Source organism: Amycolatopsis saalfeldensis, from assembly GCF_900110575.1.
Lineage (GTDB): Bacteria > Actinomycetota > Actinomycetes > Mycobacteriales > Pseudonocardiaceae > Amycolatopsis > Amycolatopsis saalfeldensis.
Genome location: NZ_FOEF01000024.1, coordinates 48,064 through 65,503, shown reverse-complemented (window position 1 = coordinate 65,503; position 17,440 = coordinate 48,064). Strand labels below are relative to the sequence as shown.

The window sequence follows — 17,440 nt, the reverse complement described above, 5'->3', positions numbered from 1 at the left end:
CACCCCCCAGAAGTCGGCCCAGGGGGCGGCCGGGTTCCCGGCGGTGACGTGATCTGTGCCATGTCGACGGTCCACAGCGGACGGTCACATGGCGCTGTTGGTCTCGCCTTGCGCGCGCAGGAGGTCTTCACGGGCCCGCGAGACCCGGGATCGGACGGTGCCGACCGGGCAGCCGCACACTTCGGCGGCTTCGGCGTAGGAGAGCCCGAGGAACTGGGTGAGCACGATCGCCTCGCGGCGGTCCTCGTCGAGGCCGGCCAGCAGCACGCCGAGTTCGACCACGTCCTCGAAGCCCGCCGCCCGGCCGCGCGCGGTGTGGTTCTCGGCCGCGCGCTGCCAATCCGCCGAGCCGGAGATCCGCGGCCGCACCGAGGCGGACCGGATCTGGTCGACGACGACCCGGCGCGCGATGGACAGCAGCCAGGTCCGCGAGCTGGACCGCCCGGCGAACCGGCGCAGCGAGCCGAACGCCCGCAGGTAGGTCTCCTGGGTGAGGTCGTCGGCCTCGGCCGGGCTGGTGCGGTGGGCCAGGAACCGCCAGACGTCGGCCTGGGTGGCCCGCACCCAGCGTTCCAGTGCGGCCTGGTCGCCGCGGGCAGCGGTCAGCGCGAGCGCCGTGATGCGCTCGTCCTCGTCGCCGCCCCTGCCACTGGACACGCGATCACGGTAATGCACGAGGGCCGCGGGAACTCCGGAGGGCGTCCGGGCGACTATGTAGTCGTGAGTTGCGAAATCTTCCGCGAAGCGCTGTCGGCCCGGCTGGACTCCGAGCCCGGCCCGCTGCCGGCGGACCAGGTCGACGCGCACCTGGCCACCTGCTCGGCGTGCCGCGGCTGGTACGCGCGCGGCGAGGCGCTGCGCCGCGCCATGCTGGTCCGCAGCGCGCCCGCGGTGCCCGACCTCACCGCGTCGATCCTGGCGCAGGCGCCGCCGGTTTCGCGGGAGAAATGGGGCCTTCGCGTGGCATTGGGACTGGTCGGGCTGGTGCAGTGCGGGCTGGCGTTCGCGCAGCTGCTGGGCATGGACACCGGTGTGCACGGCGGGCCGGGTGGCGCGGCCATGGCCGGGCATCTGATCAACGAGAGCGCGGCCTGGAACCTCGCCGTCGGCATCGGCCTGCTGTGGGCCGCCCTGCGCACCCGCGCCGCGGCCGGGCAGCTCCCGATGATCGCGGGCTTCGTGCTGGTGCTGACGGTCGTCACCACCTCGGACCTCATCGGCGGCCAGGTGACGGCCGGGCGGGTGCTCACCCACGTGTTCCTCGTCGTCGGCCTCGGCCTGCTGTTCGCGGTCCACCGGCAGCACCGGGCGCGCCAGGAGCCCGGCCCCGGCCTCGGCGACGAGCTCGGCACCGGGACCGAAACCCGGGTACCGGACCGCGGCACCCTCGGCCCGGCCCGCCCGGCCACCCGACGGGGCCGCAACCAGCAGCGCCCGGCCGGACGGCATCACGCGGCCTGAACCGGGGCGGTCAGGAGTGGCCGAGCGCGGCGGCCGCTTTCGCCTGATTGGCCCGAAAGGTGTCCAAATAGGACTGCGCCTGCGCGCCGGGCTTGGTGCCGCGGGCGAAGGCCTTCATGGTGCCCGGCCCGGTGTTGTAGCCCAGCGCGAGCAGCTCCGAGGTCTGGTACGCGCCGTGGGACGCGGGGAGCTGGGCGGCCAGGTCGTGCAGGTACCAGGCCTCGGCCTGGATCGCCAGGTCCGGGTCGTCCGGCAGCTGCTCCCAGGTCCGGCCGGCGAAGGGACGGCCGCGCCGGGTTTGGTCGAACGTCGCCCGGTGCATGTTCGCCACCCCGAACGCGGCGTCCGGCTTGAGCTTCTGCCAGGCCCGTTCCAGCTCCGGGTCGTGCGGTTTGTACGACTCGTTGTAGAGGATCGCCATCACCAGCTGAGGATCGACCCCGGCTTCTCCCGCGTGGGCGCGGACCTGGGCGGCGTAGCGCGACGGGTCCGGGTTAGTCACCGAGGAGCCCGCCGACGAACTGGCCCCGGCCGGGGAACTCGGTGCGGCGGCGGAAGAACCGGGCGCACCACCGGTCCCCGGCGTCGCGGAGCACCCGGCGAGCGCCACCACGATCACCGACGCGGCCAGCCAGGGTCTGGTTCTCCGACGCTGCTTCATCATTCCGCCTTTCGCCGCTCACGCGGTGCCCGCCCACACGCGGGACTGTGCCTACTATGGGACATACCTGTTCTGCGGACGTCGCAGCGGGGCCGGAGGTCACACCGTGTTCGGTTTCAGTCTGGATCACCTGCTCGTCCTGCTCGTCGCGGCTCTGTTCATCCTGGGGCCGGAGCGGCTGCCGGAATCGGCCCGGTGGCTGGCGCAGACCGTGCGGCGGGTCCGCGGGTTCGCCTCCGGCGCCCAGGAGCAGCTGCGCGCCGAACTCGGGCCGGAGTTCCAGGAGCTGCGCAAGCCGTTGCAGGACCTGCAGGCGCTGCGGGAGTTCAACCCCAGGACCGCGGTCACCCGCTACCTGCTCGACGACTCGGCCACCGCCGGTCATCCCCCGGCCTCCGCCCCGGCCGCCGCGGTGAGTCCGCTGCGGGCCGGCGAGCGGGCGCCGGTCGACCCGGACGCCACCTGAGCCGCACCCGCGTGCCGGGCCCACCCGGCCAGCACGACCAGCAGCACCAGCTCCAGCGCCACCATCAGCCGTTCGATCAGGCCGGTCGCGACGGTCGGCACGTGGCTGCCCAGCACGACGTTCAGCGCGAACGGCACGATGAACGGCAGGTAGAACGGGATCGCGGCCAGCGCCAGCCGCCGCGACCAGGCCGCGAACCGCTGCCAGTGGAGCTCCTCGCGGTGGCGCCGGCCGAGCAGCCAGCCGGCGACCGGAAGGCTGAGGCAGGTCAGCGCGGTCGAGTAGAGGTGGAGCTTGCCGGTGACGCTGACCGCGCCCCCTTGCGGGTCCTTGGTGAACACCGCCACTCCGAGCAGGCTCACGCACCACACGACCAGCACGGACGTCGCCGCGCCGCCGGCCAGCACCCGCGCCCGGCGCAGCGCCACCAGCACCGCGGCCGAGCCGGCGCTGGTGAGCAGCAGCGAACCGTCCCACAGCCACCAGCCGGGGGTCAGCGCGTAGTCGCTGAGCATCGCGGTGACCGGGTTGACCGGCGCGGCCCGGCGATCCACGTGCAGCACCACCAGCATCGCCGTGGCCAGCGCGAACGCGCCGCAGGCGGACACCGCCAGCAGCCGGTTGCCGACGCGGCGGTGGCCGGGGGTCCCGGCCGGCGAGCCCGGTGGCCTCCGGTTCTGCGCGTAGGGCACATCCACTCCATTTCCTGAGGCGCCGTTCACCTCGACGGCTCGGGAAACGAACCCCTGAAGCTATCGACGCGCGGCTCCCCCGCCCGTTGCCCGGTGATCCCGCAAAAGTGATCACAGCGCCGGGAAATCCCTCCGCGAGGACTGTCGACGGCTCGAGGCAGGGGCCCGGTAGGGTTCGCCGCATGATCGGCACCGCGCTCCCCGCCCGCACCAGCCCGGGGGTGGCGGCCCGGTGAGCGTGCATCCCGGTGGCGCGGGCAGCCCGTTCTGGGTCGAGCTGGCCACCGCCGACCCGCACCGGAGCATGCGGTTCTACCAGCGCCTGTTCGGCTGGGAGTACCAGCGCGTCAAGGATTCCGGCGGGCAGGACTACGTGCTGGCGCTGCTCGACGGCGAGCCGGTCGCGGGACTGCGGCCGCACCCGGGCGCGATCCTGGACTGGACGCTCTACCTGGCCACCCCCGACCTGGCCTCCGCCTGCGCGCAGGTGATCCGGCTGGGCGGCACCGTGCTGGAAACGCGCCCGGCCGTCGTGCCCGGGGTGGGCGCCAAGCTGCTCATCGACGACCCGAGCGGGGCGACCGTCGGCCTCGTCCAGCCGGCCGTGGACTACGGGTTCACCGCCGGCGTGCCCGGCTCGCTGGTCTGGATCGAGTTCGTCACCCGCCAGGCGGAGCTCGCCGATCGCTTCTACAGCCACCTGTTCGGCTACACCCAGCGCCAGTTCGGCGACGGCGATGCCGTGGATTACATGGTCTACTCGATCGGGCCGGACTCGGTGATCGGCCGGGTGCGGATGGCCCTGGACACCCCCGCGGACGTGCCGCCCCGCTGGATCGCGCACTTCGCCGTCGACCCCGAGCTGGGCTTCGACCGGACCCTGCACGAGGCCCGCGGCGCGGGTGCCCGGCTGCGCTTCGCCCCGTATTCGTCCACTTTGGGCAAAGTCGCCGTGCTGTCCGACCCCACCGGCACCCGGTTCGCCCTCATCGACCCCGCGCTGGCCTCGGACTGGGACTACCACTCCGCGGTCGACGACCCGTACGGCGACTGAACGCCGGGGTCACGCGCCGAACCACGCACCGGCGGCGGCGCGGAGGGCTTCGAGGTCCGGCCGCGGCTCGCTGGAAGCCCAGGCCACATAGGAATCCGGACGGAGCAGGAGCGCGGTGACGCCGGTGTCCGCCTTGGCACGCACCACCTCCACGCCGTCCACATCGGAGTCATTGACGTCCAGACCGTCGGCGGTCAGGTCGATCAGCAGCGGCCGCGCCCGCCGGACCAGCTCGCCGAGGCGGACCGTGCCGCCGGACGTGTGCAGCTCGAGGTCCGGCGCGGGCCAGCCGGCCAGGGGGTGGGCGCCCTCACCGACCGGGTAGCGGACGTCCGCGCCCGCGACCAGGTCCGCGAGCACCCGCACGACACCGGGCTGGGTCAGCAGCTCGCCGAACAGCCCGCGCAGGCCGGTGACGTCCTTCCCCGGAGCCAGCAACGCCGCCTGGGCCTGGGCGTAGGTGATGGTCCGCTCCGCGATCGCGCGCCGCTCGGTCTCGTACGTGTCGAGCACGCCGGCAGAAGCGGTGCCCTGGAGCACGGCCGCGAGCTTCCAGCCCAGGTTGATCGCGTCCTGCAGGCCGAGGTTGAGGCCGGTGCCGCCGGCGGCGAAGACGTGCGCGGCGTCGCCGACGAGGAACACCCGGCCCTCGCGGTACTTCTCCGCGACGCGGGTGTTGCCCCCGTTGATCCGGCGCAGCACGTGCGGGCCGTCGCCGGGCGGCGGCCCGATCGGGACGTCGGCGCCGAGCACCCGGTTGATGCTGGCCCGCATCTCGTCGAGCGTCATGGGCTCGGCGTTCTCGGGCTCGTCCCACTCGACGGTGGCGACGAGCGGCGGGCGCCCGGGCAGCGGCGCGTACGAGAATCCGCCCCGCGCGGTCCGGATCGGCAGGAACGGCAGGACGGGCCCGTGGCCCGGCACGTTCAGCGCGCCGGTGGCCGGGTCGAGCCAGTCCGCCGGCACGGTGGCGTGGGCGCTGCGGCTGGTGCTCCGGTCGTAGGTGACGCCGGGGAAGCCGATGCCCGCGGCCTTGCGGACCGGGCTGTGCGCGCTGTCGGCGCCGACGACGTACCGCGTGCGCAGCTGGTAGGCCTGCGAATCCGGTCCGCGGACGGTGAGGGTCACACCGGCTTCGTCCTGGTCGAGGCCGGTGAATTCGTGGCCACGCCGGATCTCGACGCCGAGTTCGAGGGCGCGTTCTTCCAGCACCTGCACGGTTTTCAGCTCCGGCACCGGCAGGTTGTAAATCGGGCTGTCGTCCAGCAGGCCGAGGTGCAGCGGCATCGCGGCGAACATGAAGTAGCCGTTGTTGGGCCGCGGCGGGCCGGGCTGCCCGCTGAGCGGCTCGAACAGCCCGCGCCGGTCGGCCATCGGCACGACCTGGCCGACCAGGCCGTTCGACCGGGGTTCCGGGTTCGGGCCGGTGCGGCGCTCGAGCACGATCGGCCGGACGCCGCCGAGCGCGAGTTCACAGGCGGTCATCAGGCCGTTGGGCCCGCCGCCGACGATGACTACGTCCATGACTGTTCTCCTTTTCCGGGCACGCCGGATGAGCCCGCCTGCGCGGGCGATCGGGCATGGGGGTCAGCGCGGGTCGGGCGACCCGGCTCGGAGCTGGTCGAAGACCTCGTGGAGCACGGCGACGAGCGACCGCGCCGGCTGCCGCGTCCAGTGCGCCATCGCGGTGCCGAGCCCGGCCGCGACCACCGCCGCGAGGACCTGCGGGTACAGGTCCTCGGCGGCGGTGCCAGTGCGGTCGGCGATGGCGGCGGTCAGCTCGTCCTGCGCCCGGGCGTGGGCGCGGAACACCTCGTGCTGGATCGACGGCTGGGCGAGCAGCCCCTGGAGCGCGGCGGCGTAACCGTCGTCGCGCGGTCCGCTTTCGGCCGGCTCGAACTGCGCGACGACCGCCGCGACCAGCGCGTCCCAGAGCGGTTCGTCCGCCGGCCGCTCCCGCAGGACTTCGGCGATGCGCTGCCCGCGCTCCACATGCGCGGCGACCACCGCTTCGGCCTTGCCGGCGAAGTAATTGCGGAAGGTGCGCTCGGAGACGTTCGCCGCCGCCGCGACGTCCTCCACCGAGACGTTGTCCCACCCGCGCTCCAGCGCGAGCCGGATGGTCGCGTGGCTCAGTGCGAGACGGGTCTCGCGCTTCTTGCGCTCCCGCAGCCCTTCTGAGGTCATGGTGACCACCGTAGCGAAACTTTCCGGAATTGCAAAGTTGCCAATCCGGAAAGTTTACGGGGTGGGGAGCGCCCTACCCCGCCTCCACCGGCCTGCCGGATGGGCCGCCGCCCGCCGGGCCGAAAGGCTGTCGGGTATGACAAAACCCTTGCGTCACAAGATCATTCCCGCGCTGGCGGCCGGGGCTTGCGCCGCCGCGCTGCTGTCCGCGCCCGCGGTCGCCGGCGCCGCGCCCGGCCACGGCGCCCTGCTCGGCGCCGTCCCGGTGCAGAGCCTCGACCAGGCCGGGGCCCGCGCCGCACTCGACGCCACCCCGTTCGGCTCCGCCACGGTGCGGTACGGGCTCGACGCGTACCGGGTGATCTACCGGACCACCGACCGGCGCGGCCGGCCGACCACCGCGAGCGGCCTGGTGGTGCTCCCCCGCACCCGCGAGCCGCGGACCGCCGTGTACGAGCACGGCACCCGCAGCAACCGGGCGGACGTCGCCTCGGTGCAGGAGTCCATTCAGGACCGTCAGGCGGGGCTGCTGCTGGGCGCGGCGGGCTACACCGCCGTCCTGCCCGACTACCTCGGCCTCGGCACCGGCCCCGGTTTCCACCCGTACATGGATTCCCGGACCGAGGTCTCGGCGACCCTCGACCTCCTGCGCGCGGCCCAGACCCTGGCGTCGGACCGGGGCAAGCGGTTCGACCCGCGGGTCTTCGTGAGCGGGTTCTCCCAGGGCGGCCAGGCGGCGATGGCGGTCGGCCAGGCCCTGCAGGGGCGCACGGACGCGAGTTTCCGGCTCTCCGCGCTGGCCCCGATCAGCGGCCCGTACGACGTCCGCGGCGCCGAGCTGCCCGGCATCTTCGACGGCAGCGTCGCCCCGGACGTCGCGGTGTTCTACCTGTCCTACTGGACCGTCTCGATGAACCGGCTGTTCCCCTTGTACCGCAACGCTTCCGAGGTCTTCCGCGCGCCCTACGACCAGTACGCGGAGTCCCTTTTCGACGGATCACACAGCGAGGAGGACATCTTCCCGAGGCTCGCCGCCACCCCGGCGGCGATGTTCACCGACAGCTACCTGAACCGGGTCCGCCACCTCTCCGGCCCCCTGCTCGACGCCGCCCGCGACAGCGACGGCACCTGCTCGGCCTGGCGCCCGCACGTCCCGGTCCGGCTCTTCGCCGGCGACGCCGACACCCAGGTGCCGATCGCGAACTCCCTGAACTGCCAACGGGATCTGCGCGTCCACGGGGTCAACGCGCCCCTCACCCGGCTCGGTTCCGCCGAGCACCTCGACACTCCCGCGGTGGCGCTGCCGCAGATCGTGCCCTGGTTCGACTCGCTGCCCGCCGGCCCGCGCTGAGGACCGCTCGCGCGGGCCGGATCCGGTCCAGCAGCGCCCGGTTCGCCTCGCCGCCGCCTTCGCGCAGGCGGAAGACCACAGTGGACAGTTCGGGCAGCTGCGGCACGTCCAGCGCCACCGGGTCGAGCCGCCGGCCGTCGGAGGTCGGCACCAGCCGGTCCTCCCTGGCCGCCACCGCCATCGACAGCATCGCCGCCGAACCGCCGCTGGTGAGGATCCCGGTCGCGCCCGCGGGCAGCCCGAACAGCCAGGTCAGCACGCCGTGTTCGAGCGCGACCAGCCCCGGCGCGAACTCGCCGACCGCGGTGAACCGGTTGGGCGCCCGGGCCATCAGCTCCCCCACGGCCGAGCTGACCAAGCCGCTGCCGGGGACGTACCCGAAGAACCGGGGACCGGCCGTTTCGATCGGGCGGCTCGGGGCGGAGGTCAGGGTCATCCCTGATTTCCTCGGAAACCACTTGTTTGCGGCGCGCAAGTAGCGGACGGTGGCTTCATGCCCCACGACTACGAGGACCTCGAACGGATCGTGTACCCGCTGGCCCGGCTGGGCCAGTCGATGCGCCGCGCGCAGAACAAGGCGATCGACCCGACGCGGCAGGCGATCCTGCAGCAGGCGGCGGTCAAAGGCCGGGTGCGGCCGTCCGAGCTGGCCGCGGAACTCGACCTGTACCCGTCGTCGATCACCCGGCAGACGCGGTCGCTGGAGGACGACGGGCTGATCGCGGTCGAGGCCGACCCGGCCGACCGGCGCTCCTGCCTGATCTCGCTCACCGAGCCCGGCTGGGAGGAGGTCCGCCGGCTGACCCGGCTGGGCCTGGACCGGTTCTCCGAGTTCCTGGCGGACTGGGACGCCGAGGACGTGCGGACGCTCGGCCGTCTGCTCACCCGGCTGGAAGCCTCGGCGGACACGGCCAAACGCCAGTCGCAGCGGCCGGGCGGACGGCCCTGGCAACGGCGCGAAGGGTCGGAGTGACGTGCACGTGCTGATCGCGGGCGCCGGAATCGGCGGACTGTGCCTCGCCCAGGGACTGCGCGCGGCCGGAGTGCGGGTGAGCGTGTTCGAACGCGACCCGGCTCTGGAGAACCGCGGCCAGGGCTACCGGATCCACATCGACGACCACGGCGGCGAGGCGTTGCGGCACTGCCTGCCGGAACACCTGTACCGCCTCTACCTGGCCACGTCCACGCGGCCGGGCGCGGGCCGGATCAGCACCCTGGGCACCGACCTGGGCGTGCTGTCCACTCTCGACACCGGGACCGGGAGCCCGCACACCGCGGTGAACCGCCTTACCCTGCGCGAAATCCTGTTCGCCGGCCTCGGCTCGGACGTCCACTTCGGACACCAGGTGGCCGCCGTCGAGCCGGACGCGGACGGGGTGCGCATCCGGTTCGGCCACGGCGGAGAGCGCCGAGGGGACGTGCTGGTGGGCGCCGACGGGGTGAACTCCGTGGTCCGGGCCGCGGTCGCGCCGGACAGCGCGCCGATCGACACCGGCCTGCGGTGCGTGTACGGCCGGACGCCGCTGGCCGCGCTGCCGGGCCTGCCCGAGCGGTTCTTCGACGGGTTCACCGCGGTGGCCGGCGGCACCGTCACCCTGGCGCTGGCCGCGTTCCGGGCCCGCACCCCGCCGGAGGACGCCGCCGGCCTCGCGCTGACACCGGTGCCGGACTACCTGATGTGGGCCGTCGTCGGCGCGGCGCCGCGTGCGCGCGAACCCGTGGCGCTGCACCGGTTCGCGGCCAGGGCGGTGCGCCGCTGGCACCCGGAGCTGGTGCGGATCGTGCGCGAGGCGGACGTGCCCGCGACGTTCCGCACGCCGATCCGGACCTCCCCGCCGGTCCCCCGCCGGACGGCCGGGCGGGTCACGATGCTCGGCGACGCGATCCACGTGATGCCGCCCTCCGGTGGCGCCGGCGCGAACACCGCGCTGCGCGATGCCGCCCTGTTGACCAGGCAGCTGACCGCCACGGGCGCCGACCCGCTGGCCGCGATCGCCGCCTACGAGCACGAAATGCGCGAGTACGCCACCGCCGTCGTGCACCGGAGCAACCTGGCCGCGGGACTGGCCCGCGGCCGTGGGTGAGGGGGAACCGATGAAACCGAGAATCCGCGCGCTGGCGCCGTTCCTGCTGGACCTGGTCCTGCCCGTCGCGGTCTATTACCTGCTGCACAACGGGTTCGGGCTCAGCCCGTTCTGGGCGCTGGCCGCCGGCGGGCTGGCCACCGCGGTGAACGCGGTGGTCACCACCGTGCACCGGGGCCGGCTCGACGCGTTCGGCGGCTTGGTCGTGCTCGAGGTCGCGCTGTCGCTGGCGCTGCTGTTCGTCAGCGACGACCCGCGGGTGCTGCTGCTCAAGCCCGCCTTCTACGTCGCCGTCGGCGGCCTGTACGCGCTGGGCACCCTGGCCGTGGGCCGCCCGCTGGTCTACGAGTCCGGGAAACCGTTTGCCACCAAGGGAGAACCACGGATGGTGGCGGCCTACGAACGGTGCTGGGACACCTCCCCGCCGTTCCGCTCGGCGATCCGTTCGGTGACCGCGGTCTGGGGTGCCGGGTTCCTGGTGGACGCCGTGCTGCGGGCGGTCATCGTGTTCCGCTTCCCGCCCGCGCAGGTGCTGGACTCACTGCTGCTTTCCCAGGCTCCGCTGCTGGCCGTGCTGGTGCTGGTGATCGTCTACACGCGACTCCGGATGCGCCGGGTCCGCCCGATCCTGCTGCGCGAACGCGACCGGCTCGCCGCCGTCGGCTGACCGGGCCGGTCAGTGGCCTTCGAGCGCGCGGCCGATCACGCGGGCCCCGTCCGGGAACGCCCCGGGGTTCGGGCCCGCGTAGTTGAGCCGGATGAACTGCCCGGTCGGCTCGGCCGGGAACCACTCGTGGCCCGGGCCGATCACCACCCCGGCCGCGGTGCAGTCGTGCAGGAACCGGTCGAGGTCCACGGTGTCCGGCAGCCGCGCCCAGAGGTTCAGGCCACCCTGCGGCACGGCCTCCAGCCTCGCACCCGGGGCGTGCTCGCGCAGGCTGCCGGCGAGCAGATCGCGGCGCGACTTGAGCTGGTGGCGCAGCCGGCGCAGGTGGGTCCGCCAGGCGGGCTGGGTGACGACGTCGAGCGCGACCGCCTGCAGCACCCCGCTGACGTACATCGATTCCGCCTGGGTGTCGGCGAGGATCCGCTTGCGCGCCGGGCCACGGGCGATCAGCGCGGCCACCCGGACCGCCGGGGAGACGCTCTTGCTCAGCGAGCGCAGGTAGACCACGTGCCCGCCGTCGTCCAGCGCGGCGACCGGGCGCGGGTCGGCGGTGATGCCGAAGTCGTGCGCCGCGTCGTCCTCGATCAGGAACGCGCCGTGGTGGCGCACCACGTCCAGCACCCGGCCGGTCAGCTCGGGTGACCACAGCGCGCCGGTCGGGCTGGCGAAACTCGGCTGCGCGTAGAACGCCCGCGCGCCGGACCGCTCGAACAACCGGGACAGCGCTTCGGGGTCGGGGCCGCCGGGCCCGCTGGGCACGGGCACGAGGTCCACGCCGGCCTGCGCGGCAGCCAGGATCGCGCCCCAGTAGGTCGGCGACTCCACCAGCAGCGGCCGTCCCGCTCCGGCGAGCGCGCGGAACGCGGTGCTCAGCCCGCCCTGGCTGCCGGGGATGACCACCACGTCGCCGGGGGTGACCGGTGACGTCCCGGCCGGGGTGACCGCCTCCAGCTCCGCCGCGAACCACGCTTGCAGGGCGGGCAACCCGGCCGTCGCGGGCCGGTCGACCGGCGACTCGGAGCGGGCCGCGCGGGCGAAAGCCGCGCGCACCAGGCGATCCGGCAGGAGTTCGCGGTCGGGATAGCCCGAGTGCAGCGCGATCATGTCGTTCGAGACGGTCTGCAGCGCGGCCGGCTGGTCCGGGATCCGGTGGTTCGGCGAGCCGAGCGCGGCGGTCTGCCAGCCGTAGTCGTTCGGGCGGGCGGTCCGGGCGGCGCGGACGAACGTGCCCACGCCCGGGCGGCTCTCCACCACACCCTGTCCGGCCAAGCGGCGCAACGCTTTCTGCACGGTGACCGGGCTCGCGCCGTACTCGGCGACCAGTGCGCGCGTGGACGGTACCCGCGCACCCGGCGGGGCCGTCGCGAGCCAGCTTCGGAGTCCCGCGACGATACGTGAGCTGCTATCGTCTGACATGAAGCTGGATAGTAGCGCTACTCAGAAAGCGCCGACAGTGCTATCGCGGGCCGGGCTCGGCTGGGGACTGCTGGGCGTCGCGGCTTTCTCTTTCACCGTGCCGTTCACGCGCGTGGCTGTGGCGGGTGGCGGGATGTCACCGCTGTTCACCGGGTCTGCCCGCGCGGCGATCGCCGCGATACTCGCCGCGGCCGCGCTGGCGTTCACCCGGCAGCGCCCGCCCCGCGGCCGCCAGTGGGCCCGCACCGCGGTCGTCGCCGGCGGGGTGGTGATCGGCTTCCCGCTCCTCACGTCCTTCGCGCTCACCACTGCGTCGGCCGGCCACAGCGCGGTCGTGATCGCGCTCCTGCCCGCCGCGACCGCGGTGACGGCGGTGCTGCGCGGACGGGAACGCCCGCCGGTTTCGTTCTGGGTGATGGCGGCCGTGGGCGCGATCGTCGCCATCGGGTTCGCCGCGGCGCAGGGCGGCGGGTTCGGCGAGCTGCACTGGTCCGACCTGCTGCTGTTCGGCGCGGTGCTGGCGGCCGCGATCGGCTACGCGGAAGGCGGTCTGCTGGCCCGTGAGCTGGGCGCCTGGCAGACCGTGTCCTGGGCGCTGGTGCTCGCGGCGCCGCTGATGGTCGTGCTCACCGCGGTCTCGATCGTCCAGCGGCCGCCGAGCGGCACCCCGGCCGGCTGGGCGGCGTTCGGCTACCTGGCGGTGGTGAGCATGTTCCTCGGTTTCTTCGCCTGGTACCGCGGGCTGGCGATCGGCCCGATGGCACGGGTCAGCCAGGTCCAGCTCGTGCAGCCGGTGCTGACCATCAGCTGGGCCGCCCTGCTGCTGCACGAACCGCTGACCTGGCCGACCGTGCTCGGCGGGCTCGCGGTGGTCCTCTGCGCCGGGACCGCGGTGCGCGCCCGGACCGGACGGACCTAGGGCTCGCCGAGGGGTTCCCGGCCACTCAGAATGTCGGGTACCCGGCGCAACTGTTGCCGGACAGGCGCTTGATGGAGGAGATCTTGTCCCCGAAATTCCACCGGCTGTCGTGCAGGTTCGCTATCCGGCCGCCGGCGTTGATGCAGTACCTGCGGTCGCCGTAACCGGCGTCGTCGTAGAGCACCCAGGCATTGTCGCTGCCGTTCCAGACGGAGCTGGCCTTGTCGCCGAACGAGCAGAAGGTCTTGCTCAGGTCCGGCTGGGATTGGGCCCATCCGCAGTTCTTGCCGCCCATGCTCTGGTTCTCGGCGAGCCACAGGTTCCCGGTGGCGGCCTGCGCTTGCAGCGGCACCAGCACACTGGCGGCGGTCAGGCCCGCCGCCAGCAGGCCCACCCTGATCGCATTCTTCTTCATGGTCTGTTCCCCTCGGCATTTCGTAGCGACACTATTCGCATTTTTCTCAGTTGATGCGATGCCTGAATCAGTAAACTGAAGGCTGGGCCGCCTGTCAACTGGTGCGAACCTGAAATCCGCTTCCGCTTCACCCGAGTTGATGCCGGCAGGTATGCTGCCGGCCATGTCTGGGCACACGGGAGCGCTGGCCGAGCGGGTCGATCATCTGTTCCGCACCGTGCGCGCGAGCGACGGTGGTGAGTACACCTTCGAGGAGGTCGCCGAGGCCATCAAGGCCCGCGGCGGGCCGACGATCTCGGCGAGCTACGTGTGGCAGCTGCGCAAAGGGCAACGGGACAACCCGACGAAACGCCACCTGGAGGCGCTGGCCGAGTTCTTCGGAGTGCCGCCCGCCTACTTCTTCGACGACGCCGAAGCCGCGCGGATCGACGCCGAGCTGGCCCTGCTGACCTCGTTGCGGCACACGTCGGTGCGGCAGATCGCCTTACGCGCCACCGGGTTGTCCGAGAAGAGCCTGGCGACGATCGCCGACATGGTCGAGCGGGTCCGGGAGCTGGAAGGGCTGCCCGAACCGGACGCCGGCTCGTGAGCCTGCGCAGGCGGTGCGCCGGGCGGCTGCGGGGGCTGGAGATTCCCGTGCCGTTCGACCTGTCCGTGCTGGCCGAGCGGATCGCCGCCCGGCGTGGCCGCCCGCTCAAGCTGCTGCCCATGGCGGGCCTGACCGGCATCTGCGGATTGTGAGTCGCCACCGGCTCCACCGACCTGATCTTCTACGAGCAGGCGACCACTCCGCCGCATCGGGAGCACATCGTCCTGCACGAGCTGGCGCACGTGCTGTGCGACCACTACCCGGTCTCGCTCAGCCTGGCCGAGCAGGCGAAAGCACTGCTGCCCGACCTCGACCCGGTCATGGTGGAACGAGTGCTGGGCCGGGCGGGTTACTCCACGGCAGAGGAACGTGAGGCAGAGACGCTGGCGACGCTGATCCGCCACCGCGCCCGCACCGACGCGACCTTGGCCGACCGCCTGCGCAACACCCTCGACGGCTTCCATGGGTGAGCTGCTGGTCCGCTACGTCCCGCCGGGCATCGCCTGGCTGCTGCTGTTCGGCTGGCGCGGGCGGGTCGTCGAAGTCCGCCGGTTGCTGTTCGGCCTCGCGCTCTCCCTGACCGTGCTGACTCCGGCCGGCCGGCAGGCGATCACGTGGCTCAGCGGTTCGGCCGACCTGCCCTGGCTCGCGGGGCACGCGTGCCTGGTGCTCGTGGCGTGGTCGGCACAAGACCTCATGACCCAGTTGAACGGCCTTCCCCGCCGCCGCTGGAACGTCTGGTGGACCGTGGGCATGTTCGCCTTGATGTGCCTGCTGTACGCGTTGGCCCCGGACTTGCGGCCGCAGTCGCCCTGGGTGTTCGGCTACTGGGTCGTCTACGTGCTCACGCTGACGCCGGCGTTCGGCAACGTGATCCGCCTCTGCCTGCGCCACGCGCGCACCACCGCGGACCGGGCCATGAGCGCGGGGCTGCACCTGGTCGTCGCCGGCACGGGCCTGGCCCTGGTCTACCTCGTGAACAAGGTCGTGCTCGTCGCCTCCGGCCGGTTCGGCTTCGGCTACGCACCGGGGGCCTCGTTCGTGGTCGGCGCCGTGGCCCCCAACGCCGCCCATCTTTTCGTGTTGCTCGGCGTGGCCGTTCCCGCGGCGGCCGGCTGGTGGCGCCGATACCGGCAGTACGCGCGGCTGCGGCCCCTGTGGCACGCCCTGTCCGAGGCGAATCCGGCCATCACGCTGACGCTGCGGATCGGATTCTGGAACACGCGCATGCGACTGTACCGGCGAGTGATCGAGATCTGCGACGGCCTGCTGGACCTCCAGCCCTACCGGGACGCGGACATCGCCGGCGCGGCACGGGCGGGCGCCGCCGCCGCCGAAACGGTGGTCGAGGCCGCGGTGATCGCTGCGGCGATCACCGCCCGCGCCCGAGCCGCTTTGCCGGCCCGGGCCGAGGAACCGGTCCTCGGCGGGCTCGACCTCGACAGCGACACCGAGTACCTGTGCCGGGTCGCGGACGCGTTCCGCCTCAGCGGCGGCTCCGCCGTCGCGAGGGGAGCCGGGACAACCGTTGCGCCACAAGACGAATCACCGGCCCGGTGATACGGCGCCTTCGAACCGGGCGGAGGCGGCGCGCAAGGCGTCCAGTGCCGCCCGGACACCGCCGTGGTCCTCTTCACCCGCGCGGCAGACCGCGAGGATCGTGCGCACCAGCGCGGGGCGGGTGGTGAGGACGCGGGCGCCCTCGGGCACGGACTCGCGCGCCAGCCGCGGCACGAGCGCGGCCCCGGCGTTGCCCGCGACCAGCGCGAGCTGCGTCGGGTAGCCGCCGACGGTGCAGCTGATCCGCGGGTCGAGGCCCTGCTTGCGCAGGACCTGCACCAGCCAGTCGTAACAGCCGGAGCCCGCGGTCCAGCCGATCCACGGCACGTCGTCGACCTCGGCCAGGTCGACCGCGCGGCGGTGCGCGAGCCGGTGCCCGGCGGGCAGCACGAGGTCCGCGACGTCGGAGAACAGCGTGATCTGGGCGGTGCCCGGCGGCAGCACGGTCGGCCGGTCCGCCCAGCTCTCCAGCACAGCGAGGTCCAGGTCGCCCGCCAGCACCTGCGGCATCGTCTGCTCCGCCTCGCCTTCGCGCAGCGTCACCTCCAGGCGCGGGTGCTGGGCGGCGAGTGTGGCCAGGGCCGGCGGCAGCAGCGCGTGCACCGTGGTCGGGATCGCGCCGATCCGCAACGGCCCGAGCACGTCCTCGCGCAGCAGCTCCAGGTCCGAGCGCGCCTGGGCGAGCTGGGCCAGCACCTTCTCCGCGTGCGCGGCCAGCACCCGGCCGGCGCGGGTCAGCCGGACACCGCGGCCGCGTGGCTCCAGCAGTTCCTGCCCGGCCTCGCGCTGGAGCTTCGCGAGCTGCTGCGAGACGCCCGAGGGCGTGACGTGCAGCGCCGCGGCCGCCGCGGCGACCGAGCCGTGCTGGGCGACGGCGTGCAGGGCACGCATCCGATCCACACTGAACACGGTAGTGATGCTACCGAATTTCGCTGAGGAACATTCGCTTGTCCTTGACAGTCACGACCCCCAGGCTGGAGGGGTGACCACGACCAGCCTGCCGTCCCGCCCGCGCGCGACCGGCCCGATTTCCGCGCTCACCGACCGGTTCGACCCGCGGCTGCTCGCCGCCGCCGGCGGGCTGTGCATCGCGTTGTCCTCGGTGTTCATCAAGGAGTCCGGGACCAGCGGGGCCACCAGCGCGTTCTGGCGCTGCCTGTTCTCGCTGCCGCTGCTGGCCGTGCTCGCCCGGTGGGAGTGGCGGCGGGCCGGCGCGCGGCCCAAGATCGTGCTGCCGCTGCTGGCCGGCGGCGGCCTCGGCCTGGACTTCGTGCTGTGGGGCGAGGCGATCCCCCGGGTCGGCGCCGGGATCGCGACGGTGCTGCTGGCCGTCCAGGTGATCATCGTGCCGGCGCTGGCGTTCGCGTTCCTCGCCGAGCGCCCGGGACGCCGGTTCCTGCTCACCGCACCGGTGCTGCTCGGCGGCATCGTGCTGGCCGGCGGCTTCATCGGCACCACGGCGATCGGCGCGGACCCGCTGACCGGCGCGGTCGCAGCGCTGGTCGCCGGCGCCGGCTACGCCGCGTACCTGCTGCTGATCCGGCTCAGCAGCAGCCCCGGCACCCAGGTGCGGACGCTGCTGCTGGCGACGCTCTCGGCCGGCACCGTCGCGGTGGCGCTGGGCCTGCCGTTCCACCGGCTCGACCTGGCGCCCGGCTGGCCCGCGCTCGGCTGGCTGGCCTGCCTCGCCGTCGTTGGCCAGCTCATCGGCTGGCTGCTCATCGCCGCCGCGCTGCCGAGGATGACCGCCACCCTCGGCGCGACGCTGATGCTGCTGCAGCCGATCGGCGCGGTGCTGTTCGGCATCGTGCTCCTCGGCGAGAAGCCCAGCGTGTTACAGCTGATCGGCTGCGCGGTGGTCCTCGCCGCCGTCTGCTTCGCCGGCGCGGGCCCGGCTCGGCGTCGTAGTCGCTAGCAC

The 17,440-nt window shown here is 73.3% G+C and carries 22 protein-coding genes; 13 read left to right on the top strand and 9 right to left on the bottom strand.

The features are described from left to right. Positions 1–84 precede the first annotated feature (84 nt). Positions 85–657 (bottom strand): sigma-70 family RNA polymerase sigma factor, encoded by a 573-nt coding sequence (locus BMY97_RS38300; RefSeq protein ID WP_091627456.1) that lies wholly within the window; start codon positions 655–657, stop codon positions 85–87. A gap of 63 nt (positions 658–720) precedes the next feature. Here BMY97_RS38300 and BMY97_RS38295 point away from each other — a divergent pair, with 63 nt between their 5' ends. Beyond that, positions 721–1,461 carry a zf-HC2 domain-containing protein gene (locus BMY97_RS38295; RefSeq protein WP_177231737.1) on the top strand — a complete coding sequence of 247 codons (741 nt, stop codon included), beginning with the start codon at positions 721–723 and terminating at the stop codon, positions 1,459–1,461. A 10-nt stretch (positions 1,462–1,471) separates the two neighbouring features. Here BMY97_RS38295 and BMY97_RS38290 read toward each other — a convergent pair whose 3' ends face one another. Beyond that, entirely contained in the window at positions 1,472–1,963 is a 492-nt protein-coding gene (locus BMY97_RS38290) for a transglycosylase SLT domain-containing protein (RefSeq protein WP_245787717.1), read from the bottom strand. Between the two features lie 265 nt (positions 1,964–2,228). On the opposite strand from BMY97_RS38290, the gene tatB reads away from it, so the two are divergent. Beyond that, complete coding sequence (gene tatB / locus BMY97_RS38285; protein WP_091627451.1) at positions 2,229–2,588, top strand: Sec-independent protein translocase protein TatB; 360 nt, start codon at positions 2,229–2,231, stop codon at positions 2,586–2,588. Here tatB and BMY97_RS38280 read toward each other — a convergent pair. Beyond that, positions 2,504–3,286 (bottom strand): DUF998 domain-containing protein, encoded by a 783-nt coding sequence (locus BMY97_RS38280; protein WP_245787716.1) that lies wholly within the window; start codon positions 3,284–3,286, stop codon positions 2,504–2,506. The genes tatB and BMY97_RS38280 overlap by 85 nt on opposite strands. 226 nt (positions 3,287–3,512) lie before the next feature. Here BMY97_RS38280 and BMY97_RS38275 point away from each other — a divergent pair, with 226 nt between their 5' ends. Next, positions 3,513–4,334: a VOC family protein gene (locus tag BMY97_RS38275; protein WP_091627448.1), complete on the top strand. Its 822-nt coding sequence runs from the start codon at positions 3,513–3,515 to the stop codon at positions 4,332–4,334. Between the two features lie 9 nt (positions 4,335–4,343). Here the strand turns inward: BMY97_RS38275 and BMY97_RS38270 are convergent, their stop codons facing one another. Then, positions 4,344–5,858 (bottom strand): FAD-dependent monooxygenase, encoded by a 1,515-nt coding sequence (locus BMY97_RS38270; RefSeq protein WP_091627446.1) that lies wholly within the window; start codon positions 5,856–5,858, stop codon positions 4,344–4,346. 63 nt (positions 5,859–5,921) lie between these two features. After that, positions 5,922–6,521, bottom strand: a complete 600-nt coding sequence (locus tag BMY97_RS38265; protein ID WP_091627609.1) for a TetR/AcrR family transcriptional regulator — start codon at positions 6,519–6,521, stop codon at positions 5,922–5,924. Between the two features lie 136 nt (positions 6,522–6,657). On the opposite strand from BMY97_RS38265, the gene BMY97_RS38260 reads away from it, so the two are divergent. Next, on the top strand, positions 6,658–7,872 hold the full coding sequence (locus BMY97_RS38260) for an alpha/beta hydrolase family protein (protein WP_177231736.1): 1,215 nt from the start codon (positions 6,658–6,660) through the stop codon (positions 7,870–7,872). On the opposite strand, the gene BMY97_RS46460 is transcribed toward BMY97_RS38260, so the two are convergent. Next, the gene (locus BMY97_RS46460) at positions 7,775–8,308 is read right to left on the bottom strand and encodes a pyridoxal-dependent decarboxylase (RefSeq protein WP_143086390.1); all 534 of its coding nucleotides are present in this window, start codon (positions 8,306–8,308) and stop codon (positions 7,775–7,777) included. The two genes, BMY97_RS38260 and BMY97_RS46460, sit on opposite strands and share 98 nt — an antisense overlap. Before the next feature lie 57 nt (positions 8,309–8,365). On the opposite strand from BMY97_RS46460, the gene BMY97_RS47415 reads away from it, so the two are divergent. Genes BMY97_RS47415 through BMY97_RS38240 form a run of 3 tightly spaced genes read left to right on the top strand, consistent with a single transcriptional unit; the run spans position 8,366 to position 10,623 of the window. Then, positions 8,366–8,845, top strand: a complete 480-nt coding sequence (locus tag BMY97_RS47415; RefSeq protein ID WP_091627437.1) for a MarR family winged helix-turn-helix transcriptional regulator — start codon at positions 8,366–8,368, stop codon at positions 8,843–8,845. A gap of 1 nt (position 8,846) precedes the next feature. Beyond that, positions 8,847–9,956 (top strand): FAD-dependent oxidoreductase, encoded by a 1,110-nt coding sequence (locus BMY97_RS38245; RefSeq protein WP_091627435.1) that lies wholly within the window; start codon positions 8,847–8,849, stop codon positions 9,954–9,956. Positions 9,957–9,966: 10 nt separating this feature from the next. Then, positions 9,967–10,623, top strand: a complete 657-nt coding sequence (locus BMY97_RS38240) for a VC0807 family protein (RefSeq protein ID WP_091627432.1) — start codon at positions 9,967–9,969, stop codon at positions 10,621–10,623. 9 nt (positions 10,624–10,632) lie between these two features. Here the strand turns inward: BMY97_RS38240 and BMY97_RS38235 are convergent, their stop codons facing one another. Then, the gene (locus BMY97_RS38235; protein ID WP_091627429.1) at positions 10,633–12,039 is read right to left on the bottom strand and encodes an aminotransferase-like domain-containing protein; all 1,407 of its coding nucleotides are present in this window, start codon (positions 12,037–12,039) and stop codon (positions 10,633–10,635) included. Here BMY97_RS38235 and BMY97_RS38230 point away from each other — a divergent pair. Continuing rightward, positions 12,038–12,958: a DMT family transporter gene (locus BMY97_RS38230; protein ID WP_091627427.1), complete on the top strand. Its 921-nt coding sequence runs from the start codon at positions 12,038–12,040 to the stop codon at positions 12,956–12,958. The genes BMY97_RS38235 and BMY97_RS38230 overlap by 2 nt on opposite strands. A 25-nt stretch (positions 12,959–12,983) precedes the next feature. On the opposite strand, the gene BMY97_RS38225 is transcribed toward BMY97_RS38230, so the two are convergent. Further along, positions 12,984–13,373, bottom strand: coding sequence for a peptidase inhibitor family I36 protein (locus BMY97_RS38225; RefSeq protein ID WP_177231735.1), 390 nt, complete (start codon positions 13,371–13,373; stop codon positions 12,984–12,986). 163 nt (positions 13,374–13,536) lie between these two features. Between BMY97_RS38225 and BMY97_RS38220 the strand changes: the two genes are divergently transcribed. The 4 genes from BMY97_RS38220 (at position 13,537) to BMY97_RS38210 (ending at position 15,522) form a co-directional block, all read left to right on the top strand. Next, positions 13,537–13,962 carry a helix-turn-helix domain-containing protein gene (locus BMY97_RS38220; RefSeq protein ID WP_091627421.1) on the top strand — a complete coding sequence of 142 codons (426 nt, stop codon included), beginning with the start codon at positions 13,537–13,539 and terminating at the stop codon, positions 13,960–13,962. Continuing rightward, entirely contained in the window at positions 13,959–14,114 is a 156-nt protein-coding gene (locus BMY97_RS48820; protein ID WP_245787715.1) for a hypothetical protein, read from the top strand. The genes BMY97_RS38220 and BMY97_RS48820 overlap by 4 nt, the downstream gene beginning before the upstream one ends. Positions 14,115–14,204: 90 nt before the next feature. Beyond that, positions 14,205–14,432, top strand: coding sequence for a hypothetical protein (locus BMY97_RS48815; protein ID WP_245787714.1), 228 nt, complete (start codon positions 14,205–14,207; stop codon positions 14,430–14,432). After that, positions 14,425–15,522: an MAB_1171c family putative transporter gene (locus tag BMY97_RS38210; RefSeq protein ID WP_091627418.1), complete on the top strand. Its 1,098-nt coding sequence runs from the start codon at positions 14,425–14,427 to the stop codon at positions 15,520–15,522. Before BMY97_RS48815 ends, BMY97_RS38210 begins: the two co-directional genes overlap by 8 nt. Here the strand turns inward: BMY97_RS38210 and BMY97_RS38205 are convergent. Then, positions 15,508–16,413 carry a LysR substrate-binding domain-containing protein gene (locus tag BMY97_RS38205; RefSeq protein ID WP_425425391.1) on the bottom strand — a complete coding sequence of 302 codons (906 nt, stop codon included), beginning with the start codon at positions 16,411–16,413 and terminating at the stop codon, positions 15,508–15,510. The two genes, BMY97_RS38210 and BMY97_RS38205, sit on opposite strands and share 15 nt — an antisense overlap. Positions 16,414–16,504: 91 nt before the next feature. Between BMY97_RS38205 and BMY97_RS38200 the strand changes: the two genes are divergently transcribed. After that, on the top strand, positions 16,505–17,437 hold the full coding sequence (locus BMY97_RS38200; RefSeq protein WP_245787713.1) for a DMT family transporter: 933 nt from the start codon (positions 16,505–16,507) through the stop codon (positions 17,435–17,437). Positions 17,438–17,440 lie beyond the last annotated feature (3 nt).